Source organism: Paraglaciecola sp., assembly GCF_039943935.1.
Taxonomy (GTDB): Bacteria; Pseudomonadota; Gammaproteobacteria; order Enterobacterales; family Alteromonadaceae; genus Paraglaciecola.
In genome coordinates, this window is the sequence record NZ_JBDUZQ010000010.1 from 191,597 (window position 1) to 218,238 (window position 26,642).

At 39.1% G+C, this 26,642-nt stretch carries 21 protein-coding genes; 13 read left to right on the forward strand and 8 right to left on the reverse strand.

The window, feature by feature from the left end; translation table 11 throughout:
- The first annotated feature begins 16 nt into the window (after positions 1-16).
- Complete coding sequence (locus ABJD71_RS06675; protein WP_348166417.1) at positions 17-919, forward strand: virulence factor BrkB family protein; 903 nt, start codon at positions 17-19, stop codon at positions 917-919.
- Positions 920-927: 8 nt separating this feature from the next.
- Here ABJD71_RS06675 and ABJD71_RS06680 read toward each other — a convergent pair whose 3' ends face one another.
- Positions 928-1,575: a DUF2959 domain-containing protein gene (locus ABJD71_RS06680; protein WP_348166420.1), complete on the reverse strand. Its 648-nt coding sequence runs from the start codon at positions 1,573-1,575 to the stop codon at positions 928-930.
- Between the two features lie 2 nt (positions 1,576-1,577).
- Positions 1,578-1,805: a hypothetical protein gene (locus ABJD71_RS06685; protein WP_133470690.1), complete on the reverse strand. Its 228-nt coding sequence runs from the start codon at positions 1,803-1,805 to the stop codon at positions 1,578-1,580.
- 92 nt (positions 1,806-1,897) lie between these two features.
- On the opposite strand from ABJD71_RS06685, the gene pip reads away from it, so the two are divergent.
- The 3 genes from pip to ABJD71_RS06700 all read left to right on the forward strand — a co-directional run bounded on the left by pip (position 1,898) and on the right by ABJD71_RS06700 (position 4,331).
- Positions 1,898-2,863, forward strand: a complete 966-nt coding sequence (gene pip, locus ABJD71_RS06690) for a prolyl aminopeptidase (protein WP_348166423.1) — start codon at positions 1,898-1,900, stop codon at positions 2,861-2,863.
- A complete protein-coding gene (gene dtd / locus ABJD71_RS06695; protein WP_348166426.1) occupies positions 2,860-3,297 on the forward strand; it encodes a D-aminoacyl-tRNA deacylase in 438 nt (145 codons plus the stop codon). Before pip ends, dtd begins: the two co-directional genes overlap by 4 nt.
- Positions 3,298-3,410: 113 nt before the next feature.
- Positions 3,411-4,331 carry a bifunctional GNAT family N-acetyltransferase/hotdog fold thioesterase gene (locus ABJD71_RS06700; RefSeq protein ID WP_348166429.1) on the forward strand — a complete coding sequence of 307 codons (921 nt, stop codon included), beginning with the start codon at positions 3,411-3,413 and terminating at the stop codon, positions 4,329-4,331.
- Positions 4,332-4,397: 66 nt separating this feature from the next.
- Here ABJD71_RS06700 and rpoH read toward each other — a convergent pair whose 3' ends face one another.
- Positions 4,398-5,252 carry an RNA polymerase sigma factor RpoH gene (gene rpoH / locus ABJD71_RS06705; RefSeq protein ID WP_348166432.1) on the reverse strand — a complete coding sequence of 285 codons (855 nt, stop codon included), beginning with the start codon at positions 5,250-5,252 and terminating at the stop codon, positions 4,398-4,400.
- 397 nt (positions 5,253-5,649) lie between these two features.
- On the opposite strand from rpoH, the gene ABJD71_RS06710 reads away from it, so the two are divergent.
- Both ABJD71_RS06710 and ABJD71_RS06715 read left to right on the forward strand, forming a co-directional pair.
- Entirely contained in the window at positions 5,650-6,891 is a 1,242-nt protein-coding gene (locus ABJD71_RS06710) for an EAL domain-containing protein (RefSeq protein ID WP_348166435.1), read from the forward strand.
- 49 nt (positions 6,892-6,940) lie between these two features.
- Positions 6,941-8,056, forward strand: a complete 1,116-nt coding sequence (locus ABJD71_RS06715; protein ID WP_348166437.1) for a succinylglutamate desuccinylase/aspartoacylase family protein — start codon at positions 6,941-6,943, stop codon at positions 8,054-8,056.
- Positions 8,057-8,122: 66 nt separating this feature from the next.
- Here ABJD71_RS06715 and ABJD71_RS06720 read toward each other — a convergent pair whose 3' ends face one another.
- Complete coding sequence (locus ABJD71_RS06720; RefSeq protein ID WP_348166440.1) at positions 8,123-9,421, reverse strand: peptidoglycan DD-metalloendopeptidase family protein; 1,299 nt, start codon at positions 9,419-9,421, stop codon at positions 8,123-8,125.
- A gap of 209 nt (positions 9,422-9,630) precedes the next feature.
- Between ABJD71_RS06720 and tyrS the strand changes: the two genes are divergently transcribed.
- Both tyrS and ABJD71_RS06730 read left to right on the forward strand, forming a co-directional pair.
- The gene (gene tyrS / locus ABJD71_RS06725) at positions 9,631-10,830 is read left to right on the forward strand and encodes a tyrosine--tRNA ligase (protein ID WP_348166443.1); all 1,200 of its coding nucleotides are present in this window, start codon (positions 9,631-9,633) and stop codon (positions 10,828-10,830) included.
- A gap of 138 nt (positions 10,831-10,968) precedes the next feature.
- Positions 10,969-11,787, forward strand: coding sequence for a hypothetical protein (locus ABJD71_RS06730; protein WP_348166446.1), 819 nt, complete (start codon positions 10,969-10,971; stop codon positions 11,785-11,787).
- A gap of 82 nt (positions 11,788-11,869) precedes the next feature.
- Here the strand turns inward: ABJD71_RS06730 and mrcB are convergent, their stop codons facing one another.
- From mrcB to hrpB, 3 genes are all read right to left on the reverse strand, one after another.
- Complete coding sequence (gene mrcB / locus ABJD71_RS06735) at positions 11,870-14,227, reverse strand: penicillin-binding protein 1B (protein ID WP_348166449.1); 2,358 nt, start codon at positions 14,225-14,227, stop codon at positions 11,870-11,872.
- A 159-nt stretch (positions 14,228-14,386) separates the two neighbouring features.
- Positions 14,387-17,020, reverse strand: a complete 2,634-nt coding sequence (locus ABJD71_RS06740) for a M12 family metallo-peptidase (RefSeq protein ID WP_348166452.1) — start codon at positions 17,018-17,020, stop codon at positions 14,387-14,389.
- Between the two features lie 74 nt (positions 17,021-17,094).
- On the reverse strand, positions 17,095-19,560 hold the full coding sequence (hrpB, locus tag ABJD71_RS06745; protein ID WP_348166455.1) for an ATP-dependent helicase HrpB: 2,466 nt from the start codon (positions 19,558-19,560) through the stop codon (positions 17,095-17,097).
- Between the two features lie 174 nt (positions 19,561-19,734).
- On the opposite strand from hrpB, the gene purU reads away from it, so the two are divergent.
- Together purU and ABJD71_RS06755 are read left to right on the forward strand one after the other, a co-directional pair.
- Positions 19,735-20,589, forward strand: coding sequence for a formyltetrahydrofolate deformylase (gene purU / locus ABJD71_RS06750; protein WP_348166458.1), 855 nt, complete (start codon positions 19,735-19,737; stop codon positions 20,587-20,589).
- Positions 20,590-20,592: 3 nt separating this feature from the next.
- A complete protein-coding gene (locus ABJD71_RS06755; protein WP_348166461.1) occupies positions 20,593-21,195 on the forward strand; it encodes a histidine phosphatase family protein in 603 nt (200 codons plus the stop codon).
- Between the two features lie 17 nt (positions 21,196-21,212).
- Here the strand turns inward: ABJD71_RS06755 and ABJD71_RS06760 are convergent, their stop codons facing one another.
- The gene (locus tag ABJD71_RS06760; protein WP_348166464.1) at positions 21,213-21,782 is read right to left on the reverse strand and encodes a hypothetical protein; all 570 of its coding nucleotides are present in this window, start codon (positions 21,780-21,782) and stop codon (positions 21,213-21,215) included.
- A gap of 245 nt (positions 21,783-22,027) precedes the next feature.
- On the opposite strand from ABJD71_RS06760, the gene ABJD71_RS06765 reads away from it, so the two are divergent.
- From ABJD71_RS06765 to ABJD71_RS06775, 3 genes are all read left to right on the forward strand, one after another.
- Positions 22,028-24,172: a M3 family metallopeptidase gene (locus ABJD71_RS06765; protein ID WP_348166466.1), complete on the forward strand. Its 2,145-nt coding sequence runs from the start codon at positions 22,028-22,030 to the stop codon at positions 24,170-24,172.
- Positions 24,173-24,381: 209 nt separating this feature from the next.
- Positions 24,382-24,987 (forward strand): paraquat-inducible protein A, encoded by a 606-nt coding sequence (locus ABJD71_RS06770; RefSeq protein ID WP_348166469.1) that lies wholly within the window; start codon positions 24,382-24,384, stop codon positions 24,985-24,987.
- Between the two features lie 37 nt (positions 24,988-25,024).
- The gene (locus tag ABJD71_RS06775) at positions 25,025-26,638 is read left to right on the forward strand and encodes a S41 family peptidase (protein ID WP_348166472.1); all 1,614 of its coding nucleotides are present in this window, start codon (positions 25,025-25,027) and stop codon (positions 26,636-26,638) included.
- Positions 26,639-26,642: the final 4 nt, after the last annotated feature.

Below are 26,642 nucleotides of genomic sequence, written 5' to 3' on the forward strand. Positions count from 1 at the left end.
AACAATTAGCAAACTCATGCCTAGTATATTAATTTCAAAGATAAACCTTCTTGCCTTATTCAAGCAGTCTAAGGCATTTTTATCTCTATTTGTTAACCATGTAAAACAAGACAATATTACAGTCTCAGCAGGGCACCTTGCTTATGTATCACTGTTATCTTTAGTGCCTTTCATTATGGTATTTTTTACCATTTTATCTGCATTCCCTGCTTTTGCAGATACAAGAGGGGAAATAGAAGAACTGATTTTTGAAAGTTTTATACCTTCAGCAGGAAGCCAAGTAAGCACTTATATGACAGAATTCATTAGCAATGCTTCTGGCATGGGAGCCATTGGAATTTTATCTTTGATGGTAGTGGCATTAATGTTGATTTCTAACATTGACAAGACCCTTAATCGCATTTGGCAAGCTAAAAGTGACAGGCCATTAGTTTTCACTCTCGCTATTTATTGGATGGTATTAACTCTAGGTCCACTGCTGATGGGAGCGAGTGTTGCCGTGAGCTCGTATTTAGTGGGTTTAGCTAATTATGCAGAAGAATACACCTTTGGGTTCACAACCTTCTTATTAAAATTTGTGCCGTTTTTGATGTCTATTAGTGCTTTTTTTATTTTGTATATGTTGGTACCGAACAAAAAAATTGAAGCTAAACACGCTCTGGCTGGGGCGTTTGTGGCGGCTAGTTTATTTGAGCTAAGTAAAAAGGGATTTGCGTTTTATATCACTAGCTTTCCATCATATCAGGTGATTTATGGCGCATTAGCTGTGATCCCAATTCTATTTTTATGGGTGTATCTATCTTGGATTGTGGTTTTAGTAGGGGCTGAATTTACAAGAGTCTTAGAGATATTTTTAGATGAGGAGTCTGAGAATAAATTTACTGAAAATGATGAGGAAACGTCAGTTCCCTCATCATAATAAGGTTATTACTCTCCTTGAATACTAGAAATAAATTTATTAGATTCAGAAATGGCAGTGTTCATTTCTGATACTAATTGATTAATCTCTTTCTTTATCCCACTAAACTCACCTTGCAAAGCTCCAATCGCGCTGGCGTTTAAGTTATGTTTTAGATACAAAACATTGTCTTTCAATGCAGACAAAACAGGAGCCATTTTGCTTTCAGCTTTACGCATTGCACTCACTAAAGACTTATAGTTACGCTGAGTTTCTTTAAGCTTCATTTGGCTGTCACGCTTAAGCGTAGTATTAGTATATGCTTCTAGCTCTTCCTGCCACTCATCGAACAATGCTTCTGCAACACTTTCAACTTTATCTATTCGGTTGGTAACCGCTTCTGCAGAGTCTTCACTGGCTTCATATTGGTCTTTTAACTGTTCATAAACACTCTGAAACTCTCCACCATCAAAATTAATTAACTGGCTGAATTCATCTAATGCAGAGCTAAACTGTTGTTGTGCGTCTTCTTGAGACTCTTTAGCATCTTCAACACGGTCAACAAGAATATCTCGCTTCTCTACTCCAACAGTTTCCCAAGCTGAATAATAAGCTTTTTGCGCAGTTTGACATGCCGCCAAGATCAATATCACTTGAACTATAAGTAACTTTTTCATAATCACCCTTTATATTTCGCGGCGTCTATAATTGCCCAAACATGAAAGATAAACCCAAACACTGCCATAAAAAACAAAATACCAGTTGCCGCTAGTGCATAGTTAACCCAAACCAGTAAAAAGAAAACAATGGCAGCTAATATTCTACCTTGTACCAACTGCCCTAAGCCTGCGATAAACACATTACAAATTGCTGCGATAACATTACCGCCCGAACCTTGTCCCGCCATTTTAAAACTCCTATAAAAATAATAACGATTCTATCAATTAAGTAGTAAATTAAAGCAAAGCTAGGCAATTAACAAATGAGATATGTAAGACAATGCAACTTTTTCCAGCAATTTCCCCCTACAAAACTGAAATGTTTAATGTATCTGATGGGCACCAGTTATACCTTGAACAAACAGGCAACCCAGACGGCATCCCCGTTTTATTTTTACATGGTGGACCAGGAGCCGGAATATCTTCAGCTTATCGTCAATTTTTCGATCCTGAACATTACAGAATTATAGGTTTTGATCAAAGAGGGTGTGGTAAATCCTTACCATTTGGTAATTTAGAACATAACACCAGCCAGTTATTGGTGCAGGATGTCCTAACAATTCAAAGCTATTTAAAGATAGATAAATGGGTACTATTCGGTGGTTCCTGGGGGTCAACCTTGGCTTTGCTTGTTGCAATTGAGCAGCCTAATGCCATCATCAGTCTGATTTTACGAGGGATATTTTTAGCTCGAAAAGAAGACTATAGTTGGTACTTAGACCAAAAAGGCGGAGCAGCACAATTATTCCCAGAATATTACAACGAATTTTTAAAACCCATTAAACCAAAGCTTGCCAACCAATCTATAGTTGATGCTTATTATGATATTTTCACCTGCGATAACGAAGTTCACAAGATGGCTGCCATCAAAGCTTGGTTTTTGTGGGAAGTCCGCATCAGTAAATTACATAACCAAATTAACGAAGACCAGTTAATACCTGATGTACATCGGGCAATTAGCTTAGCCTTATTAGAGTGTCATTATATAAAGCATCAATGCTTCATTCCTGAAAATCACATATTAGATAATGCAGCTAAAATTAAAGATCTACCCATAAACATCATACATGGTCGCTACGATACTGTTTGCAAAGTAGAGTCCGCTTACTCATTACATCAGGTATTAGATAACAGTAAACTTTCAATTATTCCTGAAGCGGGTCATAGCGCAGGGGAGAAAAACACCTCACAAGCTTTATGTCGAGCAACCAGAGATGTATTCAAATTCTATAAGGAGCAATCATGATTGCCTTAATTCAGCGAGTTAAGCATGCTAAAGTTGAAGTAAACTGCGAAGTAGTAGGTGAAATAGGCCCTGGTAGCTTGGTTTTGTTAGGCGTTGAAAAAAACGACGATCAAACAAAAGCCGATAAACTCAGCCAAAAAGTTTTGAATTATCGAATTTTTTCTGATGAAAACGATAAAATGAATCTCAATATTCAACAGGTAAAGGGCGAGTTGCTCATTGTGTCCCAGTTTACCTTAGTCGCAGACACCAAAAGTGGTAATCGGCCCAGCTTTTCAAAGGGGGCAACGCCGGAAAAAGGTCTCGAGTATTACAATTATTTTGTGAAAAAATGCAGGCAGAGTAATGTTAAATGTGAAACCGGTAAGTTTGGCGCTGATATGCAGGTTTCACTGGTAAACGATGGCCCTGTAACATTTCAATTACAAGTATAGTTTGCCGCTTGCAAGCTTTTACGCTTTAATACTCTACTGGCTTAAAGGATGCTTCTTTACTGACATTTAGTATGAAGTACTTAAATTTAGGTACTCAACCTCGGACACCTTAAATGTATAAAATTGAAGAACTAACTAGCGAACAGGACTACGAAGAGTATTTTACCTTTCGTTGGAAAATGTTGCGTGCTCCTTGGAACTTCCCAAAAGGCTCTGAAAAAGACGAATACGAACAAGTCAGTGAACATAGGTTAATTCGCAATAGTCAAAGAGAGGTTATTGCTATTGGCCGTGTGCATATGAATACAGCAGAGGAAGCACAGGTAAGGCATGTGGCTGTTGAAAAAGCCTACCAAGGTAAAGGTCTAGCAAGTATGCTCGTTTCCTCTTTAGAGTCTGTAGCAAGAGTTGAAGGTGCAGTTCGTATAGTTACAAATAGCACGGCGCTTTCTATTCCTTTTTTTCAAAGTATGGGATTTGAGATTGAAAGTGAGCCCTCAAAAGAGCTAGGAGAGCAGCAGAGACAACAAATGGTCAAGCGTCTGGTTGACCCCAATATACTCACCTTACACCCCAAGTGGTGTAAATTGCTTCAAGAAACTTGGCACGACACTATTCCTATTAGCGAACAAATGGGGATCAAGCTGCACCAATACACTGGTCGTACATTAGAAAGTCGAGCATCGCTAAATAAGAATATAAACCTACACGGCACCATGTTTGCGGGAAGTATTTTTTCTTTAGCTACCTTAACAGGTTGGGGGATGATTTTTTTGCAGCTAAAAGAGAAAGGATTAGAAGGTGAAATTGTTTTAGGAGATGGCAATATTCACTATCATAAACCCATCACTATGCAACCTAGAGCCATTTGCAATATAGAGTCCTTATCTGGAAAGTTTGACATTTTACTTAAAAAGAAAAAATGCCATATACAATTAAGCGTAGCAATTTTAGACGGAGACAATGCGGTAGCAGAGTTTACCGGAGACTTTTGGATTTTACCTGTATTGACTAAATCTATCACTTCAGAATAAGTTAGAAATATAAGCAAAAAAAAGCCCTAATCGCTTAGGGCTTTTTAATATTATTAAAAACTTTGCTTACGCTGCCATAGCATTTTGTAATTTTTTCATTGCGTTCTTTTCAATTTGACGAACACGCTCTGCTGATACTTGGTATTTATCCGCTAAATCTTGCAGTGTAGTTTTATCATCAGATAACCAACGAGTTTGAATAATATGTTGACTACGGTCATCTAGAGTTTTAATCGCGGCATACAATCTACCTGATGCATTAGAATCCCAGTCAGCGTTAATGACGTCAGTTTCTACGTCAGCAGACTTATCTTCTAAAAATTGAACTGGAGCAAAACTACCACTTTCATCGTCATCAGCAGATAAATCAAAAGCTTGATCTTGGCTGCTCATACGCGCTTCCATTTGCAACACTTCTTTAGTGCTCACACCTAACTCTTCAGCCACCTTTTGTACTTCAGCATGAGTAAACCAGCCTAACCGTTTTTTATTTTTACGCAGGTTAAAGAAAAGTTTTCGCTGTGCTTTTGTAGTGGCAACTTTAACTATACGCCAGTTGCGTAATACAAATTCATGAATTTCAGCCTTAATCCAATGCACAGCAAAAGATACCAACCTAACACCAACAGTCGGATCAAAGCGTTTTACCGCTTTCATCAAGCCAATGTTACCTTCTTGAATTAAGTCAGCCTGAGGTAACCCGTATCCGGAATAAGATTTAGCTATATGCACAACAAAACGCAAATGGGACATAATTAGCTTTCTTGCCGCTTGTAAATCGCCATCTTCTTGTAAACGCTCTGCAAGACTACGTTCATCCTCAGCCGATAGCATATTAATGCCACTTACCGCCTGAACGTAAGTTTCAATACTACCTGTTTGAGGGACAGTTAATGTCAGTGCCCGTAAATCTGTACTCATATAGTGACCTCCAATTGCACAATAGCTCGCGATTTTATCAAAAATAAATGCCCCCTGCGACTCAAATCATAGTCATTTACATCATTAATTTCGGGGCTCGCGTAAATAGACCGTTAAATTCGTAAAAAATTCCAATGTAGTAGAAACAATAAAGTAACTAATCAGCTGCCAATGCAATAATTCTGCCCATTAAAGAATAAAAACGTCTAAAATTAACTTGGTAAGTCTAATAATGTAGCCTACGAAACACAGCATAATTGAGATCAAATATACTCTCGTTAAGACCAATGGCTACTGTATTAATTATTTTTTTACTTGTAAAATGATCATGATCAATCTTTTACTACTGAAGTATCAACTATGCTTCATATAAAAAATAAAAACAAATAGGAACGACATGTTTGCCTTTGTAGCTCGACAACCAATACTTGATAAAGAAAAAAGTGTTTTCGCCTATGAGCTTTTGTTTAGGGACGGTAAAAATAATTATTACCCCCATTTAGAAAGAGATGAATCAACTAATGAACTTATTGCAAAAAGATACCAAACTCTCGATTTAGATGACATTTCATGCAATAAAAAATCCTTTATAAATTTCCAGTCCGAAACACTCTTAAATGGCTTGCCATCATCACTAACCCCAGAAAACGTGGTAGTAGAATTAGCTGCAAATAGCCATGACACGGATAGTTTGCAGAGCCTATGTAAACACGTAAAGAATTTAGGCTATAAAATTGCTTTATATGGATATCAATTAGGCGATAAGTCACATGCACACTTAAATCTTGTAGATATGGTTAAGGTAAACACTCATCAAGGTGATTACGATAAATTATCTAGTAATGTAGCTCAATTAAGAGATAAAAACGTACAACTCATTGCTGACAATGTGGAAACCCAAGATAGCTTTAATATTTATAAAGATATTGGGTTTGATTATTTTCAAGGCTACTTTTTCGCACGTCCCGAGTCAGTATCACAAGGGCATCTCCCCACTTCGAAACTAACTTTAGTCGAATTAATGGGGGCAAGTTCTAGCGAGTCATTCGACATTGAAAGTATTAATAGTGTAGTAGAGCACGATGTAGGTTTGTCCTATATGCTACTTAGATTTATCAATAACCCTATGATAAATAAGCGTTATAAAATCACTTCGTTACGCCATGCTTTAAATTATATGGGTGAAGTAGAAATCAAGAAATTCATCGCTCTATTAGCCTTAACCAATCTATCCGACGACAAACCTACTGAGCTTATTCATTTATCATTAGTTCGCGCTAAATTTTGTGATTTAGTGGGAATTGAAAAAAATATTGGTAGTAACCCTCCAACAGCATTCTTAGTAGGCTTATTTTCACTCATAGATGCACTGCTAGACCAAGATATGAAATCATTGGTCAATAAATTGCCTCTAGTAGATGAGGTTAAAGAAGCTCTATGTGGCAATCAAAATGATCTATCCCTTTATTTGTTGTTAGTTAAAGCATTCGAAAGTGGAAACTGGTTAAAAGTCATTCGTATTTCAAAAATTCTCGAAATAGACCAAAAGCTATTACATAGCCTTTTTAACGAAGCTATTCTATGGGGAAATGGTGTGCGTAGCTCAATTTCTCCTCACTTCCCTGCGTCAAAACCTTAGCTTTTACTTACCATCTATTTGTTTAAGTACTACAAAGCAGCTATCACCCATGAATAAATTGATAAAAGAACATATTGTTGTTGCTCAGAATGCTTCTGGCCGTAATATGAATGTCCCTTTGTACCGCTTTATCGGCGTACAGCCAGGCCCAAAAGTTTACATTCAAAGCTCAATACATGGCGCGGAAGTTCAAGGTAATGTGGTAATTTATCAACTTATTCAATTCCTCAAACATATACCATTAAATGGCGAAATAATATTAGTCCCAAATTGCAATCCAGTTGGGACCAATATTAAGGCGGGAGAGTATACCTTAGGCCGTTTTGACCCGGTAAATGGCACCAATTGGAATAGAGGGTACTTCTACGATAAAGCATTGATACAGGAGTTTGCGGCCACTATTAATGACAATGAATCAATCCCGTCTATTAAAGAAAGATTTCGTTCCCAAATAAAAGAACAATTACAAAAGAGACTTAATGAAACATGGGGCATTGGTTTAGCGCAACGACTTAACCTCAAGCTTCAACAACTCGCCTTTGACGCCGATTTTGTATTAGATTTACATAATGGCCCCGTAGCCACTCGACATATTTACGTGCCTGAATATGCCAAGGAGTCTGCAAGACTATTTAATATCCCACACGTCATTTTAATCCCTCAAGTGTTCTCAGGAGCATTAGATGAAGCCACTTTTTGCCCTTGGTGGTTATTATCAGATTTAGTCAGTGCCAAACGTCAACAAGCGATAAATTTTAAAGTCGAAGCGTTTACCCTAGAGATGGGAAGCCAAGAGGTGGTGAATTTTACAGAAGGCGAATATGACGCCAAAAGTATTATGGCTTTCTTAACCGCTAAAAAGTGCCTACCTGCTGATACCAGCACCCCTGAGGCTATTATTCGCAAAGCCGTATATTTAAAAGACTACAAAATACTCTATACACAAGAAGGGGGAATAGTGGAGTATGTGGCTCAGCCGGGAGAAGAGATAACAAAAGGCCAAGTATTGGCTAAGATTTTAAACGTAGATAATTTAGACAACGACCAAGCAACCCATAATATTTTGGCCCCTTGCGATTTGATTCCTATTTTACACTTTCCTTCGGCTTCAGTATTGAGCGGAACTCAACTTTATAAATGCTTTACTGAATACTTTGAATTATAACTGTCAGTCTTAATACCAAAAAGCCATCATCTCGCTAAACAATAACTTACTCTCCAAAAACCCTATTTAATAGTTCATAGACAGCATAATACGCTTGTTATTGTCTAACTGAGTCATAACTTGATTAGCTAATGTCATAAACTTAGACTTTTCTTTTGCTGCAATAGGCTCAGCTTTGGGCAAGCTAACTGTACGAGGGTTTCTATGTACCCCAGCAACCAAAAATTCATAATGTAAATGCGGAGCTTGTGACATGCCAGTTGAGCCAACTAGACCAATAACTTGTCCTTGTTTTACTCTCTGCCCTTTTTTCACCTTTCGCTTTGAGAAGTGCAAATACTTGGTGACGATTCCATTTGGATGTTGAATAAAAACATAATTTCCATTGTACTTATTATAGGCTGAATGCGTGACCTTTCCATCACCTGAAGCAACAACAGGAGTGCCAGTACTTGCTCTATAGTCGGTACCATTATGAGGTCTTACACGTTTTTGGATAGGATGAAAACGTTTGGGGTTAAAATTAGAGCTAATATACCTAAAGTTTACCGGTGCCCGTAAAAAGCTCTTGCGCATACTGCGCCCTTCCGCTGTGTAATAATTTCCATCGGTATATCTCACTGCAGTATAGGATTCGCCTTGATTAACAAATTGAGCTGCAACGATATTGCCATTCTCAATAAACTCACCATCTATGTAATGCTCTTCAAAAGTCACATAAAACTGGTCACCCGCTCTGATACCTAAAGCAAAATCTATGTCCCAGCCAAAAATACCAGCCAAGCTCATAATTTGATTATCACTTAAACTCGCTTCACGGCCTGCATTCCAGAAACTACTAACGATCTCACCTTGAGCATAATTTAATCTTGTGTCTACTTTTTTACTTTGCACTTTACTCACAAAATCATTATTTACATCATGTTCTATAATTAAAGTGTCAGTCGTTGAATACGGGTATTTTAATGAGACAAGCTTACCTGATTTATCAATTTCTAAATCTAGTGTTTGTCCAGGCTTCATTTTTAACAGTTTTTTTGCATCATCTCCGGCTTTACTGACATGGTAAGTGTCTTGAGGAGTAAACCCTGCTCTCTTAAATATAATGGCAAGATTGTCACCTTTTTTCACCGTAAACGAACGAACTTCATGTAACTCATCAAGTCCTGAGAATTCATTAATAGGCAAACTATCAAAATTAACAGCAAGATCGTAACGCTTACCTATCTCTAAAGTGGATGCTGTATTTTTATATGCGCTGACAGGATCGGATGGAAATAGAAACAAAAGACACAAAAAGGCAGCAACAGAAGAAATCATCCATTTATGGGGTTTTGGTATATTTTTAAAGGACTTAGCGATCACAGAGAAAAAAATTCAAATTAAGCTTGATAACAGAATATCTGGATTACGTCGAATTTTCCAGCGTTAGTCTCGATTTTACTCGATTGTAGAATATCTCTAATACAAAGATGTTATTTGCAATAATACCTATTGCCCTTTCATTGCTATGGCTTGACTAGTAAAATACCAAGCATTAGACAAATACTCGATTACTTTACAAGGTTACAAAAATGTCAGATTGGCAGAATGCGATGGCTGAAATCAAGCGAGGCGCAGAAGAAATATTATTAGAAGACGAACTGAGTACAAAATTAAAAGAAGGCAAGCCGTTAAAAATTAAAGCAGGATTTGATCCTACCGCACCTGATTTACATTTAGGTCATACAGTTTTAATAAACAAGCTTCGTACCTTTCAGCAATTAGGCCATGAGATAATATTTTTGATTGGTGATTTCACTGGCATGATAGGTGACCCAACAGGCAAAAATGTTACCCGCAAACCACTTACTAAAGAAGATGTATTGGCGAATGCTGAAACTTATAAAGAACAAGTTTTCAAAATTCTAGATCCTGCAAAAACGACTATACGCTTTAACTCAGAGTGGATGGAGCAATTAGGTGCAGCAGGCATGATTAAACTTGCAGCCAACCAAACAGTTGCTCGAATGCTTGAGCGAGATGACTTTAAAAAGCGTTATGCTGGCGGCCAACCTATTGCCATACATGAGTTTTTATACCCATTAGTGCAAGGTTGGGATTCTGTCGCTTTACAATCAGATGTTGAGTTAGGCGGTACCGATCAGAGGTTTAACCTATTGATGGGACGCGAATTACAAAAATCGGAAGGCCAAAGACCACAAACTGTATTGATGATGCCTCTTTTAGAAGGGTTAGATGGTGTGCAGAAAATGTCTAAGTCCTTAGGGAATTATATTGGCATTACCGATGCACCTGGCGAGATGTTTGGAAAAATCATGTCAATTTCAGACGTATTAATGTGGCGCTACTACGATTTACTGAGCTTTAGACCTAAACCAGAAATTGATGCTCTTAAACAACAAGTCGCTGATGGAACCAATCCAAGAGATGTTAAAATTGACTTGGCAAAAGAGATTATTACTCGTTTTCATAACGATGAAGCGGCAGCAGTTGCCCATAATGAATTTATTCAGCGCTTTCAAAAGAATGCCATTCCGGATGAAATGCCAAAATTTGAATTTGAACTAGGTGCCGAAGGCTTAGCTATTGCTAATACCCTCAAAGATGCGCAATTAGTTAGCTCTACCTCTGAAGCTATGCGTATGATTAAACAAGGCGCAGTAAAAATGGATAGTGAAAAAGTGACAGACCCCAAGCACAGGTTTATCGCTGCTGATGAAGTTATATTGCAGGTAGGTAAACGTAAATTTGCTCGCATTACTTTTATCTAGTCATCAACAAACTCAATTTTTCCTAGTAGCAAATTGTTGCTAGGAAATCTTACTAAAGTAATTGAACTTAACCACTGTTACGAGACTCTACTATAGGCTATGGCTCCATTTTTACTTCAAGGAAGTTAAACACCTGTCGTGTTGAAGAAAAACCGCTTTTTAATCTTTTCTATACTAGCCCATGCGCTCTTAATTATTATTATCGCACGGTCAACGACGTTTTCTTCTAACCCACTACCCGCAGTAAACGAATTACAGCCTATCAAGGCTAGGGTAATATTTGATATAGCACCAATCGCTAAAGTTGAAGAGCCCACTGTTGATGAGCCACTACCTATATCAGCAGAAAAACCGTCAGTTAACGCAGACTCTCAACTAAAAGTTAACTCCAGAGATGTTGAAAAAATTGTAGAGGCAAAAGTGCCTCCGCCCGCAGCTCCCGAGTCTGAACCGGTTATTGAAACACCTCAAGCAGAAGTCGAGCCTGCAACTAAGCCTGAAAAAAGCGAAACGACTAATGTGCCAACAGCGGAGACTGCCCCAGTAAAAAATGATTCAACTAAAGCCACAATTAGTAAACCTGTTACTAGCATGGCGAGAAGGCACCTAGGAAGTTTTCAGCAGCAACAACATCAGCGAATGGCAGAGCAAGCCTCACGAAATTATCAAGAATCTAAAAACTCTCCCTTCATTAATACCGAAGAGAAAGATCCATTTATGACAGAAGATGAAAAACTCCAAGAAAGCCTAAAAGTCAGAGCTGATTGTGGTGGAACGACCAAAAAGACCACAGCTGTGTTACTCGGATTTCTTGGAGGCAATATAGAGTGTTCAAAACCGCCACCAATAAATAACTACATTCAAAAACGCCTCAACAAAACTCAAGATTTTAGGCAATCTGGCACTCAAAACAGTCAATCTGCTTTGACTAAATCTATCGTTGTACAAGACAAATAACTTAAGTGGTGGCTCACAGTTATTAGTTGTTGTCCCCTACTTGATGCTACATAACCGAACTCAAGCCCAACTTAATTGTCAGTTATTTTCCGAAGAGTTTTTCCCAAAGGGTTTTAGGCTTGTCGGGCACTCTTGATTCACCTGTACACTTTTTAGGGATAGCTGGTAATGCCTCTGTAATGGCTGGCACGCTAAAGGTATCTGTACACCCTGCTCGACTTAAGTTTCCCGTTTCTTTATCAAAGTGTGCAATACCTAAGCCCTTAGGAAAGCGCCTCACTAAGGACTTCGGTTCCTGTTGTTTTTGATAAGCAATAAACAATTGCATAGCGCCACTTGAACCACTTAGATTAACCGGTTCGTTGTTATCTTTACCAATCCAACTGGTGACCAACATATTTTTATCGAACCCACTAAACCAGCTATCTCGATAATCATCTGTTGTGCCGGTTTTTCCTGCCATATTAACATTAGGGAAGTTGGCTCGAATCGACTTAGCGGTGCCCTCAAGGGTCACTTTATGTAAGGCATAGTTTAATAAGTAGGTCGCTTTTTCATCAACTCTCTGTTCGGGTGTTATTTCGAAATTCCAAAGTAAATCGTTGTTGGGAGACATTATAGAAGTAATAGAGTGCAGTGGTATATATTGTCCATTATTAGCCATTGTCTGGTACATTTGGTTGACTTGTATAGGTGAAAAATTAACAGCCCCTAATGTTAAAGCAGGATAGAGTTCTAATTCTTCTTCTACGCCTAATCGCCATATAGTATCGGCGATAGTACCCAAGCCTAATTCCATCCCCAAAATCACTGTTGGTACGTTTAAGGAGCCACTAAGCGCTGCCACCAAGGGAACCTGTCCTCGAAACTTTTTATCATAATTCTGTGGCTCCCACACTTTACCAAGAGTACTTTTTAACTTTATAGGCTCGTCTGCTATATGTGTTGCTAAGTTATAAGTTTCAGGCAGCTCCAAAGCAGTCAAATAAATGACCGGTTTAATCAAAGAACCGATAGCGCGCTTGGCATCTAAGGCACGGTTAAAACCCGCATAATCCGTGTTGCGCCCCCCAACAATTGAGCGTATTTCACCTGTATCGATATCTGATACCACCATAGCGGCTTCAAAATTATTTATACCTATGCGTTTTTCTTGTTTGGCAACCCCTTCAGCAACCGCCAACTCTGCTTTAACTTGGGCATTTGAGTCCAACGTTGTGAAAACTTTCAAACCAGATTGGCGAATATCAGGATTATCCAACACATCCCTTAACTCTCTGCGTACTTGGTCCATAAATGCGGGATGTTTGTCTTTCTTTTGGCTTGCACCTGATGCCAGTGTAATGGGTAGATTTACCGCAGATCGATATTCATTTGGAGACAAGAGGTTGTCGTCTAACATCAGTCTTAATACAACATTTCGTCTTTCTGCAACTCTCTCAGGGTTTTTACGGGGGTTGTAATAAGACGGGCCTTTTATCATCCCCACTAAAATTGCCACTTCATCAACACTTAATTCGTTTAATGGCCGGTCGAAGTAAAAGTAACTTGCTAGTCCAAACCCATACACGCCCGTATCACCATTTTGCCCCAAAAACACCTCATTTAAATACGCTTCAAGGATCACGTCTTTGCTATAACGAGCATCGATAATTACCGCCATAAGGGCTTCTTTAACCTTTCGGGTAATAGTTTGCTCGCGGGTTAAAAACAAATTTTTAACCAGTTGTTGAGTTAGGGTACTACCTCCTTGTACTGTGCGACCTGCGGAAATATTAGCCAGCAAAGCCCGCATTATTGACAAGGGAGCCACACCAAAATGCTTGTAGAAATCCTTATCTTCAACAGCCACCAGCGCCTGCATGAGAATAGGAGGGACATTATCAATTTGCACTAACATTCGGTCTTCACGACCACTACTAACTAAACGAGTAACTAACCAAGGCTCGAGATAAAAGTCGCTAATGGCAGAACGACTATCTAAGTTTTGAATTTTGCTAATGCGCTCGTTACTGAGTGTAACTTCTATATTACGTATAGACTCGGGCCCGTGAGGGAACTCAAACATACGCCTTTGAATTCGAATTTTTTGCCCTAAAACCTGATACTCACCAGAGCTATCTGCCCTTGTTACCCTGCGATAGCCAAGTAATATTAATTCTTCTTCAATTTCTTTAATGCTAATTTCTTGCTTCAATGCTAGGTGCATGGGGCGAGCATATATTTGCGCGGGGACCTGCCATTTATTACCCGCAAAAGTGTGCCTAATTTGCGCGTCTAAATACACTCCATATGTACCGATTACGAGCACAAATATTAGTACCAATTTACCCCAGTGGCGGAAGAACCATATAAATGGGTTAAGTTTTCGCCATATAGAAACGGCTGTTTTTTTAGGTTTACTCGTTTTTCTAGGCTTTGCTCGTGAGGTTTTAGTCATTTGCTACGAAAAAGGTCTTGTATTAGTGAAAACAAATATTGGAGGCTAGCTTATCCAAATTAATAAAAAATTGCTGCTTTAATTCACCCTGTAAATGACGAATAAAAAAGCCTGTTACAAACCTTCAACGCTAGTAACAGGCTCAGAATCATAGAGCCGCTAATCGATCAATTGCACATTTTTAAAGTAACTATTGCCGTTAGGGTTGTTTACATCGTGATCCATCATAAAGAAAAGGTGACTAAAACTGCCCTTATAAAAAGCTCCTACAGGAATTTCGAAATGCTGAAATTCACCGTCACCAGTATAAAGGTAATTTGTATAACCATAATCTTGCGTGCCAAATAACGTAAATACTCTATTTTCTGTAAGCTTTAAATTACTATCAAAGCCAAAGCCATGTAACTCTCCTTTAGAGGTACTTTTAAAATCAAAGGCCAACACAGTATCTGAAGTTAAAAGTATATCTAGGTCGATTCGCTTCCAAGTATTACCTTCAAGCTTAAGTGTTGCTCCAGCATCTTCTACAGAAGCAGTACCTTTTACATCTTGGCTGCCTCCATAACTTAAAATTGAATAATCATTGAAGTTAAGAACTGATTCATCAGTGGCAACTAGTACCGTCACCACAAAGCTTTGAGTATCCATACCAGCAGCGTTAGATGCTCTAATTTCTATAACCTGCTCGCCCCCTTGGGTTTCATCTGGTGTCCATACTATCAAGCCTTCTTGGCTGATAGACATACCGATAGGCCCATTTAACAGTTCGTAAGAAATAATCGCGGTACCATCGGCACTCAACCTGTTGTCATCGTCATATGCGTAAGGGGTATTGATAGTTGCGCTAAGATTTGGACTTGAGGTAATACTAGGCGCGACAATAACGGGGGTTTCCCCAGCTTCATATACTTGAATGTGACTAAAATAACTGTTGCCAGTTGGACTACCTATGTCATGGTCCATAGCAAAAAAGAGGTTAGTCATTGAGCCAGTATAATAGCCGCCAACAGGTATCACAAAGTGCTCAATATCCCCACTACCACTGTATTGATATTCATCATTACCGTAATCTTGGCTACCGTACACCCTGAAAATTTTGTTTTCATTTAAACTAATATTATTATCAAACCCAATACCATGTATCTCACCTTCTGCGGAGCTTTTAAAATCAAATTCTAAAATTGTATCTTGCGTTACAATGTAAGGCATATCAATTTTTTGCCATTTATTGCCTTGCATAAACAAAGTGGCACCGCCCTCTGTTACAGACACCGTTCCGGTTACGTCTTGATTTCCTCCATAAGCAGTCAAAGAAAATTCATTGAAATTGATTACCGAAGCATCCGCTGGAGCAACGACTTCAATATCAAAACTTTGTGAATCAGTACCATATGGATTGCTTGCGGTAATTTGTACTGAATGTATCCCTTCTTGATCACTAATAGGCGTCCAAGTCACTAAACCATTAATGTCCACAGTCATGCCTACTGGCCCGAAATCTAATTGATAAGTAATAGTCTCACTACCAGCAGACTCTACTTGGCCATCGCTATCATAATCATAAGCAATATTGGTTGTAGCAGCAGTGCTCGCTCTAGAGGTAATAGCTGGAGGAGTATTGGTTACAGGAGTGACATCTACAATGCAGCTTGCACCATCCACAATAGGTTGAATGATACTTAAACTGCAATCTGAGAATTGGTCGTTACCGTTAATAGTGGGATTCATTAAATAAGTGCCCGGTGCAGCTGCGCAAGCAGAACCATTTTCGTTATCATGAGGGGCACTAAAATTATGCCCAAACTCATGGGCTGCTATCAAAGAAGCAATACTGCTCATGTTTCCTGCTTGGGTAACCCCAACACCAAAGCTACCGCATACCCCGCCTACATAAGCAATACCGACAGTACTGCCTTCTAACTCTTTGCCGGTAAACAAATGTGTAAGGCCTTTATTACCAAGTTCATTCGCCACATATGATCTAAAGTTCCCAATTAAAGTACTAGCATTATTGGAGGTAAGCGTTCCATTAGACGACAGCATAACAATATCAGTGACAACCATACTTAACCCTAACTGGTCACTAAAAATTCCATCAACCACATTCATTTGAGCAATGATACTACCTTCAACATCTGATCCACTACTTGCAACATACTCTGTATCAGCAACTATAGTTATTTCTATTTCTCTGCTGGGTAAGGTGGTATTCGCCAGTTCAACTTTATTAACTGGACTCATGATTTCTGAGTAATCAAATGCACCATTATTTTTACTTAAATCCATGTCACAGTGACCAATGTTACTCACAGATGAAGCCGCAAAAGCAACCGAACCTTGGCTAGAAGAGGTTGCACTGCTTGTCATTTCACTTGCTTTAACAGCATCATCAATTAAAAACAGTTCATTACCATCATAAAATGCACCTATATAGTTACCAGCGACTTTAGTTAATCTCACCCATGAACCATTTATACCGTCAATACTGCCCGAGTATGGCACCACCTCAGTGGCGTTTTTACGATAAATAGACTGACGGTTTAAGGATATATTTTCAGACAATAAAAAAGTGTAATTCTGTCCATATACATTAATCGACAATGCTAACTGCTCTCCCTCCCGAACAATAGAGTCGCCAAACTCAATCACTTGCATATCACTAATAGAAATACTGTCGTCATCAAATACTGAGGCATTTGTACTAAGGCTTACCAGTAAACTAGTGACGAATAGAAAAAATAAATGATAAAAATAGTGATTGATACTATGGTAACACTTCATAAAAATATGCATTGAACTCGGCCTCTTACGTTATACATAGAATCCGGTATCGAGGCCCTTTAAGCTTCGAATGAGATAAAACGTATTTAATTTGAATTATTCATTTTCTTTTTTGTTCGGGTAGTCGCCTGTGCGTTACCTGGGTCATCGGGCCAAAAGTGTTTTTGGTACCTACCTTTCATTTCCTTTTGTACCTCCCTGTAGCTTCCTTGCCAAAACCCTGCCAAGTCTTGTGTTGTTTGTAATGGGCGACCTGCGGGCGATAGGAGTTCAAGATGCAACAAAATCTTTCCCTCTCCAATACGAGGGGTGTCTACTAAACCATACACTTCTTGCATACGCACCGACATTCTCACTTGGCCATTATCCAGGTAATTGAGTGGGATATGACTTCCACTTGGTACTTTGTATTTTTCTGGCATGAGTTGTTTAAGAGCATTTAACGTTTTCCATGTCATCACAGATGATAACATTTCACTAAAGTTAATTTTACAAAGGTGATGCCATGTAAAGACATCTGAAATATAAGGTAATAACCAGGACTGAAGGGTCAGACTTAATCCTTTATCAGTAAAATCTGGCCAATTAACATTTGGTGCCACCTTTTTAGCGAGCTTTACCCTCTCTATTAATTGCAAAGTATTGTCGTCAAAGGGGAGATTCATTATCCCTTTTGATTGAATAACCTCCTCCCAAATGGCTGAAACCTCAGACGGAGAAGGCTTTGGCAATGCTTGTTTAGCAATGGTAATGGCTCCTAAAGTTTGAACTTTTTCAGCCACTATACTCCCTCGCTCTTCGTTCCAGGTAACATTGGCACTCCAGTTTATAAGCTTGTCATGGTGTTTTTTGATTTTCTCAAATGAAATACCTTCCGCCAGAGCAACATTAGCATCGCCGAACGTTTTATCAGTACTAAACATACTGCCCAGTATTATCCATTTATGGCTGGTTAATAAGTCATCATCTCTTAATTGCACACCTGCGCCATTAGCCAGCAAGTAACGGTTATCACTGGTTTGAAAACCAATCCATTGAGGGAAGGCAAAACTAAGCAATAAACCAATATCATGAATGGGCCAAGTGCTATCAACTAGGCAAGCTAGCCGTTTATGCCAATAATTAATAGTTTGCCATATTGCATGTGTGCGGTTGCTTTGTATAAATTCAATACGCTGACTAACTTGAGTGCTGGTCTCACCTCTGAGCGGATCTTTACTCTCTAAAAGTGCAGCTAGAACGCAAGCTAAGCTATGGTGAGAAACGCTTATTTCTGAACTCTTGAGTAACATGTTACCCACTCCAGCATGACAACCTAATTTATGAATATCTCGACCTAATCCCGTCACTCGGAACTTTGTATCGAGCGCCCCTAACTGCTGCAATAAGTCGTTACCCTGTTTTATTTGAGCGCCACTTGGTTGATCGATAAGACTTAACTCTTGAATCGTACTCCCCCAAATCGCACTTTCTAAAATGAACTGGCTCATATCAGTTATCAAAATATCTGGCGTAGATTGCTTTGGTAACCTATCGTGAAACTCTCTACTCCATAATCGATAACAGGTTCCAGCAGTTAAGCGGCCTGCCCTACCGGCCCTTTGTGTGGCCGATGCTTGTGATATGTTTTGGTCTTGTAGGTGAGTAATGCCACGACTAATCTGGAATATAGCTTTTTTCTCAACACCGCTATCAACCACCACCTGAATACCTTCTATAGTCAAACTGGTTTCAGCGATATTAGTGGCGAGTATGACTTTACGTTTACTATCGGGGTGCGGCTGCAGAGCCTTTTGCTGCTCTTGTTTAGGTAACTCAGAGTATAAGGTTAATACCTCTATTTCAGCGCCAAAATACCCCCTTAGTTTTGCAGCCGCTTTATTAATATCGGCCACGCTAGGCAAAAATACCAAACAATCAAACTCATGCTCAGGAGTAACCTCAATTACTAGGCGGCTTATTTTTTCAAACAAAGGCAGCTTATTATGATCAGCTCGATAGACTAGGTCTACAGGATAGCTTTTCCCTTGAGACTCTAGCAACTTGGCCTCTGGCAACAATTTACTCAAGGCCGCCACATCAAGGGTAGCCGACATCACTAAGAGTCGTAAATCATCTCTTAATGCGTGCTGCACCTCGATACACAAAGCCAACGAAAAATCAGCATGCACACTACGCTCATGAAATTCATCAAATATAACCAAACCAATATCTGGCAACTCTGGTTGGCTTTGTAACAAGCGCGTTAAAATACCTTCAGTGACAATTTCAAGGCGAGTACTCGAAGAGACCTTCACATCACCTCGAATGCGGTATCCTACAGTTTGCCCAACCGCTTCGCCCAACTGGTTTGAGAGATACGCAGCGATACTTCTTACAGCAATACGCCTTGGTTGTAGCAAGATGATTTTTTTTTCTTTAAATTGCTCAAGCTCAAGTAAAGACAAAGGTAAGCAGGTGGACTTACCTGCACCAGGAGGCGCTACTACAATGGCATCCCCTGTTACTAGTTGCTGATGTAAGGCAGGGAAAATATGTTCTACAGGTAACAAGCGACATCTCTTTGATTATAAGTATAAGGACAAACACTACAGCTAGAATAGATGATATCAAACATAACTTAGACCTGACGCCAAATTTATTCTCATATAGCAGTTTTTGTTCTTTACCCTCTTAGTGATAGCAGGCGAGAATAGCAAGCAAAGAAAGTTGAGGTTTTAAGAACTATGAAACAAACATTTAGATTAGTCATTGATTGCCCAGATCAAGTGGGATTAGTGGCAACAGTAAGTCAATTTTTAGCGCAGCAAAATGCCACTATCGTTGAAGCAAATCATCACACCGACCAACAAACAAGTCGATTCTTCATGCGCCATGAGATCAAAGCTGACTCTATTAATATGAGTATAGATAGTGTCAAACAAGCGTTTGCGCCTATCGCTGAGAAATTCTGCATGAATTGGAAAATTGTAGACTCAGATAAAAAACAAAAAGTTGTGTTGTTAGCCAGCCATGAATCACATTGCTTAATGGACATTTTGCACCGCTGGCATAGCGGAGAGTTACAATGTGATATCCCTTGTATTATTGCTAATCACCCGCAAATGAAACAATTTGCTGACTGGCACAACATCCCTTTTCACTGGGTAGATTTCAAAAATCAACCCAAAGAAGCAGCGTTTACAGAAGTGGAAAGCTTAATTGAAGCTTATCAAGCTGACTTGACTGTGCTTGCTCGATTTATGCAAATCATACCAGACCACCTGTGTAAAAAATTGGCGGGTAAAGCTATTAATATTCATCACAGCTTTTTACCTTCTTTTGCTGGAGCAAAGCCTTACCAGCAAGCCTACAACAGAGGAGTAAAACTCATCGGGGCAACCTGCCATTATGTGACAAGCGATCTTGATGAAGGTCCCATTATTGAACAAGAAGTGATGCGTATTAGCCATAGTGATACTGCGGCAGATATGGTGCGAAAAGGTAAGAATTGTGAAAAGACGGCCTTAGCTAATGGTGTTCGTTACCACTTAGAGGATCGGGTTATTATTCACCATAACAAAACTGTGGTATTTGCTTAAAGTATGGCTATATATCTTGTACGACATGGTGAAACTGACGGTAACCGTAATAGAGTTTTACAAACGCCAGATACGCCCCTATCGACTCTTGGACATCAACAAGCGCAAGAATTTGCAGCCGCCTATAAGGACGTCCCATTAGAAGCAATACTAAGTAGTGATTACTTACGTACTAAACAAACTATTGAACCATTACTAAGGCAACGAGCCCAAAAAGCTACCTACGAATCACTACTACAGGAGCGAAGCTTTGGTGACATTCGCGGCAAGGCGTATGACGACGTTGAAGATGATTTTTTCGCAGAAGGTTATGCACCTCCAAATGGTGAAACCAAGCAGCAATTTGTCAATCGCGTAGCTAAAGCTTGGGCTTTTGTAGTCAAGTTCTCTGAAGAGCACTCTGGGGACATATTAGTCATGACACATGGTTTAGTTTTGCGAGAAATTGTAAATACTCACTTAAATGTAAAACCTGGTTTATCCTATTTATCAGACTATCAAAATACGTGTGTAACTAAGGTAGATATGAGCAGTGAAAAAACGATATTGAGTCTGTGCGATGTAAGTCATTTATCTACTCAAACATCATCTGGTGGCGTGGTATAACAGTTTACATATGAGGCTTAAAAATATCCCTTATATTGCAACTCTACCTTGTTGTTAGTGAATTTTTTGTCGAATACTGAACTAAAGGTTTGCTCCCCATCCCATGTTTGACTAGCGAGAGCGACTTCCCAATAGTGAGTACTTAGCATGCCCTCCATTCTTGCATTAAGCAACCATTCAGAGTTTTTAGGAAAATCGAACTGTACTCCTTCAGCGGTTATGAATTCAGTAGAGGTTTGTAATATCACTCCGGCGCCAAAACTAACATCATGAGTAACTTGATATCTTGGAATGATAGACAGCTCTTTGACAGATACTCTTTGATTAAACACTCCCCAAGAGTGGCGACCTTTGGCATAGCCTAAGCCCATCTCGAGAGATGTACTTTTAGTGATTGCTTGGTTAAGCGATGCAGAATACGTAACTTGGTTACACCCTACAAATTCTATAGCTGACTTATCGACTCCAAACTCTATGCTTGCTGAGTTAAAACTTGATAACCACTCAATGGTAGGTTCAAGCATTTCAATATTTGCAAAACACAATTTAGGTGTTAGCACAAAGATACAAAACAATGCTGTTTTCATGGTAGCTCCCAAATTAATGTTTAACTTTTAAACACTTTAAGTTAACTAAACTTAATTACAGTATATTTTGCCTATGTTAAGTACAAATAATCACACCTAAAGCCGCTCAATTACATTTAACTAAGCTTGATTAACTAGTAGTTTGGTGTGAGTTTACTTACACTGAAAGCCTAACAAAACGTCATCTTTTTATTATTGATATAATGAGAGTGGTGTAATTATAAATTTCAAAACGGCAGAGAATAATGAATAAACCTCTAACTAAACTAGCATGTGCTGCAATATTAATTGCGCTCAGTGCGTGTGATGTAAAAAACACAGAAAAAGAAGCACCCAAAAAAAACGACAATCCCTTACTTGCAGAATTCACGGGCCCTTATGGCGGCGTACCTGCTTTTGATAAAATGGATTTATCTTATCTTAAGCTCGCTCTCGAGGAAGGTATGGCGCTGAACCTAGCTGAGATAGATGTCATTGTTGATAATCCAGCACCCGCAACCTTTGCAAACACTATAATTCCCCTAGAAAAAGCAGGCTCTGAGTTAAGCCGTGTATTTAGGTATTGGGGGATTTGGAGTTCAAATTTGAACAGCCCGGAGTTTCGTGAAATACAAAAAGAAATGGTGCCGACACTATCAGCATTCCGGTCTAAAATTACTGGTAATGAGGCATTATTTACACGAGTAAAAGCGGTATTTGAAAGCGACGAATTAAAAACACTTACTTCAGAAGAGCAAAGAGTTACGTTACTAACCTATAATAGTTTTGCCAGAAATGGAGCGACATTAGAAGGAGAAGCTAAATTACGTTATGCCGCTATTAATCAGGAATTGGCAGGGTTACAAACCCAATTTGCAAACAACGTGCTAGCCGATGAAGAGAAATACGTTCTTTATTTATCTAAAGAGCAGCTATCAGGATTATCAGAATCATTAATTTCTGCAGCCGCAAGTGCCGCCACAAACCGTGGTAAAGAAGGTCAATATGCTATTACTAATTCTCGTTCATCTATGGATCCATTTTTAACCTATTCTGACGAGCGGGCATTAAGAGAAAAGGTATGGCGCACATATTATAGCCGTGGCAACAATGGCGATGAGTTTGACAACAATGAACTGATCAAAAAAATTATTACCCTTAGAGATGAGCGTGTTGCTCTGCTTGGTTACGATAATTACTCACAGTGGCGCTTAGAAGATCGCATGGCTAAGAACCCAGAGAATGCTATGGCATTAATGCAAAAAGTTTGGCCTGCAGCCATTGCCCGAGTTGATGAAGAAGTCGCTGACATGCAAGCTATCGCAGATGCAGAAGATGCAAATATCAAGATCGCACCTTGGGATTATCGCTATTACGCGGAAAAAGTACGTAAAGCCAAATACGCCTTAGATTCAGATGAAGTTAAACAATACTTACAATTAGACAAACTACGTGACGCCATGTTTTATGTAGCCGGAAGACTGTTTAATTTTGAATTTACTCCGGTGCCTGAAAATTCAGTGCCTGTATTCCACCCTGACGTTCAAGTTTGGGAAGTAAAAGACAAAACAACAGGTGACCATATTGGTTTGTGGTATTTAGACCCATTTGGTAGACCAGGTAAACGCTCTGGCGCCTGGGCCACCACTTACAGAAGTCATACTATTTTTGATGGTAAGAAAACGGTATTGTCATCAAATAATTCTAACTTTGTAAAAGGCTCAGAGGGTGAACCAACACTGATATCCTGGGATGATGCAGAAACCTACTTCCATGAGTTTGGTCATGCACTGCATTTTTTGTCGGCAACTGTTGCTTACCCTACTTCGCACTCTGGCGTGCGTGACTACACTGAATTTCAATCTCAGTTGTTAGAACGTTGGCTAACCACCGATGAAGTTATCAATAACTACTTAGTACATTACAAAACAGGTAAACCAATCCCTTCCGAGTTGGTTGCAAAAATCAAGAAAGCCGCCACTTTTAACGAAGGCTTTAAAACCACTGAGTATATGGCATCAGCCATAATGGACTTGCTATATCACACCACAGATCCTGTAACCATTGAGCCTCAAGCATTTGAAAAAGAGCAACTTAATAAATTAGGAATGCCAGAAGAAGTGGTAATGCGTCACCGTAGTACGCAATTCGGCCATGTATTTTCTAGTGAAGGATATTCTTCTGGTTACTACGGTTATATGTGGGCAGAAGTATTAACTTCCGATGCGGCCGAAGCCTTTGCTGAAGCGCCAGGCGGATTTTACGATAAAGAAGTCAGCGACAAACTAGTTAAATACTTATTCTCAATTCGAAACGCAATAGCGCCAGAAGAAGCTTATCGTTTGTTTAGGGGCAGAGATGCTAAAGTTGAGGCTTTGATGCGTGACCGCGGTTTTCCGGTAACCAAATAATCGAGTCAGAATTGAGATTCTAAATAACGTAAAAATGGCGAACTCTGTAATTACAGGTTCGCCATTTATTTTTCATACAACTTATTCACCCTATTTACACCTCACACTACCTGTACCAATATAGCTAACTGTTAAAGGTACAATACTGATGCAAATTATTTTTATTTCAGTGTAGGATATCTTCTTAAAAGTACTTGCGAGAATTCGGTTTGATTAGAAAACATCTTGGGTTTACCCTAAACCTTGCTGCACTTGGGCTATTTTTTCCTGGAGTATTGTTAACTATGTTTTCATTCGATATGGAAATGATGGTAAACCTTGGTGCATCTGACTTAAGCTCTTCTTTAATAAACAAAGAACTATCGATCATCGCCACCATAGAAGAATTATGGAAAGACGATCGCCTATTGGTTGCGTTACTAATCTTTGCTTTTTCAGTATGTATCCCTCTTTTAAAAACACTTTTAGTTAGCATTGCTTATTTTGTTAAAAATACAAAGCTAGAAGGGCAACTGCTAAGTTTTGTTGGAGCAATAGGCAAGTGGTCAATGGCAGATGTATTTGTGGTGGCTATATTTTTAGCGATTATGTCGACTAATCATGCAGACACAACAACAAATGAACAATTTACTGTGTTTGGATTTAAAATTGCTTTAGAGATAAGCAGCCAAACTTTATCGGCAATTGGCGAAGGCTTCTACTATTTTACTGGCTACTGCTTAATGTCATTATTAGCTACCCAGTTGAGTTTATCTGCTTGCAAGCAGACTACAAAGAATTTACAAGAAAGGGATTTAACAAACATAACTAGCTAGCTAGCTAGCCTAAGAATATTCAATTCGAGGTTTGAACGTGATTAATAAACTTAAAAATTTGCGGCTTTTTTTTATTGCAATTAACACCAGTATTGCCCTTGTCTCTTGTGGGGGGAGTAATTCAACTGCAACATCAGATACAAATGAGCCAACTTGGGTAACCGGTCAATTTCTTGATGACTCTGAATATAAAGACCTATGTGAATCTCCAAGAACAGCCCCAGACAGCAATGGGGATACCTTTGCAGATGTATTAGGTACATCTATGCATGAGAAAATGTGGTTACGCTCTTGGACTAATCAAACATATCTCTGGTATAACGAAGTGGATGACAATGACCCTTCATTATTCACAGTAGATGCATACTTTACTCAATTAAGAACCGAGCAGTTAACCGCATCAGGTTCGTTTAAAGATAACTTTCACTTCTCTCAATCAACAGAAGAGTACAACTTAAGAACCCAAAGTGGCGTATCATCAGGGTACGGTATTAGCTGGGAATTTGCAGCGACCAGTAGCCCTAGAAGACTCATCGTACGATACACAGAACCTAATTCACCCGCAGCATTAAAAGGGGTTGTTAGAGGTGATGAACTAGAAATGATCGATAATATAGACTTTATAAACGCAAGCACAGAAGCGGAAGTAGACGATATAAATGCGGCTTTATTTCCATCAGGTGCTGGTGAAACTTACAATTTTGTTTTTACTACTTTAAATGGTGAACCCTATAGCGTTGATTTAACCTCAGCTAACGTTGAATTACAGCCGGTGCAAAATGTAAAGGTAATTGATTCACCAATGGGAAATATTGGTTATCTTCAGTTCAATTCATTTATTAGTTCAGGACAGCAAGGCTTAATCGATGGTTTTCAGGAGTTTGCAAATAGCAATGTTAATGAGTTAGTTCTTGATATGCGCTACAATGGAGGTGGCCTATTAGCAATGGCTTCACAACTCGCCTACATGATAGCGGGCGCTTCACAAACTAATAACCAAATATTTGAAACCACACAGTTCAACGATAAATCTGGCACTACCAACCCTGTAACGGGTGACACCGTTCAAGATACCCCTTTTTACACACGAGAAATTGACTGGGATACTTTTCAATTCACAAATGAGACCTTGCCATCGCTAGATTTAACAAGGGTATTTGTATTAACAACGGGAAGCACATGTTCAGCAAGTGAAGCGGTCATTAATGGGCTGAGAGGAATTGATGTCGAAGTAGTATTAATTGGCGATACCACATGTGGTAAACCTTATGGATTTTACCCACAAGATAACTGCAGTACCACTTATTTCACTATTCAGTTTCAAGGAGTCAATGCTAAAGAATTTGGAGAATATTCTGATGGTTTCAAGCCCACTGCAACACCATTTTTTGACGATGAACTTCCTGGCTGTAACGTACCAGACGACTTTAGCAAGCTTTTAGGAGATGAGTCTGAAAGCCTATTAGCTGCGGCTTTAAATTACTCAGAAACGAGCGAATGTCCAGTATCAACTCAGCTTGCCACTAGCCGATTGAGAGCAATTGAAAATACTGGTATTGCGATTAAGTCATCAAATGCTGTTATTGACTCTATTATATTTGAAAATAAATTAATCACCGAGCCTATTCAAGAGCCCGATACTGGCATTTAATAAC

Bases quoted from the DNA above. Each gene is read 5' to 3' on its own strand.
- ABJD71_RS06675 (WP_348166417.1), top strand. From the start codon at position 17: ATGCCTAGTATATTAATTTCAAAGATAAACCTTCTTGCCTTATTCAAG.
- ABJD71_RS06680 (WP_348166420.1), bottom strand. From the start codon at position 1,575: ATGAAAAAGTTACTTATAGTTCAAGTGATATTGATCTTGGCGGCATGT.
- ABJD71_RS06685 (WP_133470690.1), bottom strand. From the start codon at position 1,805: ATGGCGGGACAAGGTTCGGGCGGTAATGTTATCGCAGCAATTTGTAAT.
- pip (WP_348166423.1), top strand. From the start codon at position 1,898: ATGCAACTTTTTCCAGCAATTTCCCCCTACAAAACTGAAATGTTTAAT.
- dtd (WP_348166426.1), top strand. From the start codon at position 2,860: ATGATTGCCTTAATTCAGCGAGTTAAGCATGCTAAAGTTGAAGTAAAC.
- ABJD71_RS06700 (WP_348166429.1), top strand. From the start codon at position 3,411: ATGTATAAAATTGAAGAACTAACTAGCGAACAGGACTACGAAGAGTAT.
- rpoH (WP_348166432.1), bottom strand. From the start codon at position 5,252: ATGAGTACAGATTTACGGGCACTGACATTAACTGTCCCTCAAACAGGT.
- ABJD71_RS06710 (WP_348166435.1), top strand. From the start codon at position 5,650: ATGTTTGCCTTTGTAGCTCGACAACCAATACTTGATAAAGAAAAAAGT.
- ABJD71_RS06715 (WP_348166437.1), top strand. From the start codon at position 6,941: ATGAATAAATTGATAAAAGAACATATTGTTGTTGCTCAGAATGCTTCT.
- tyrS (WP_348166443.1), top strand. From the start codon at position 9,631: ATGTCAGATTGGCAGAATGCGATGGCTGAAATCAAGCGAGGCGCAGAA.
- mrcB (WP_348166449.1), bottom strand. From the start codon at position 14,227: ATGACTAAAACCTCACGAGCAAAGCCTAGAAAAACGAGTAAACCTAAA.
- ABJD71_RS06740 (WP_348166452.1), bottom strand. From the start codon at position 17,020: ATGCATATTTTTATGAAGTGTTACCATAGTATCAATCACTATTTTTAT.
- purU (WP_348166458.1), top strand. From the start codon at position 19,735: ATGAAACAAACATTTAGATTAGTCATTGATTGCCCAGATCAAGTGGGA.
- ABJD71_RS06755 (WP_348166461.1), top strand. From the start codon at position 20,593: ATGGCTATATATCTTGTACGACATGGTGAAACTGACGGTAACCGTAAT.
- ABJD71_RS06760 (WP_348166464.1), bottom strand. From the start codon at position 21,782: ATGAAAACAGCATTGTTTTGTATCTTTGTGCTAACACCTAAATTGTGT.
- ABJD71_RS06765 (WP_348166466.1), top strand. From the start codon at position 22,028: ATGAATAAACCTCTAACTAAACTAGCATGTGCTGCAATATTAATTGCG.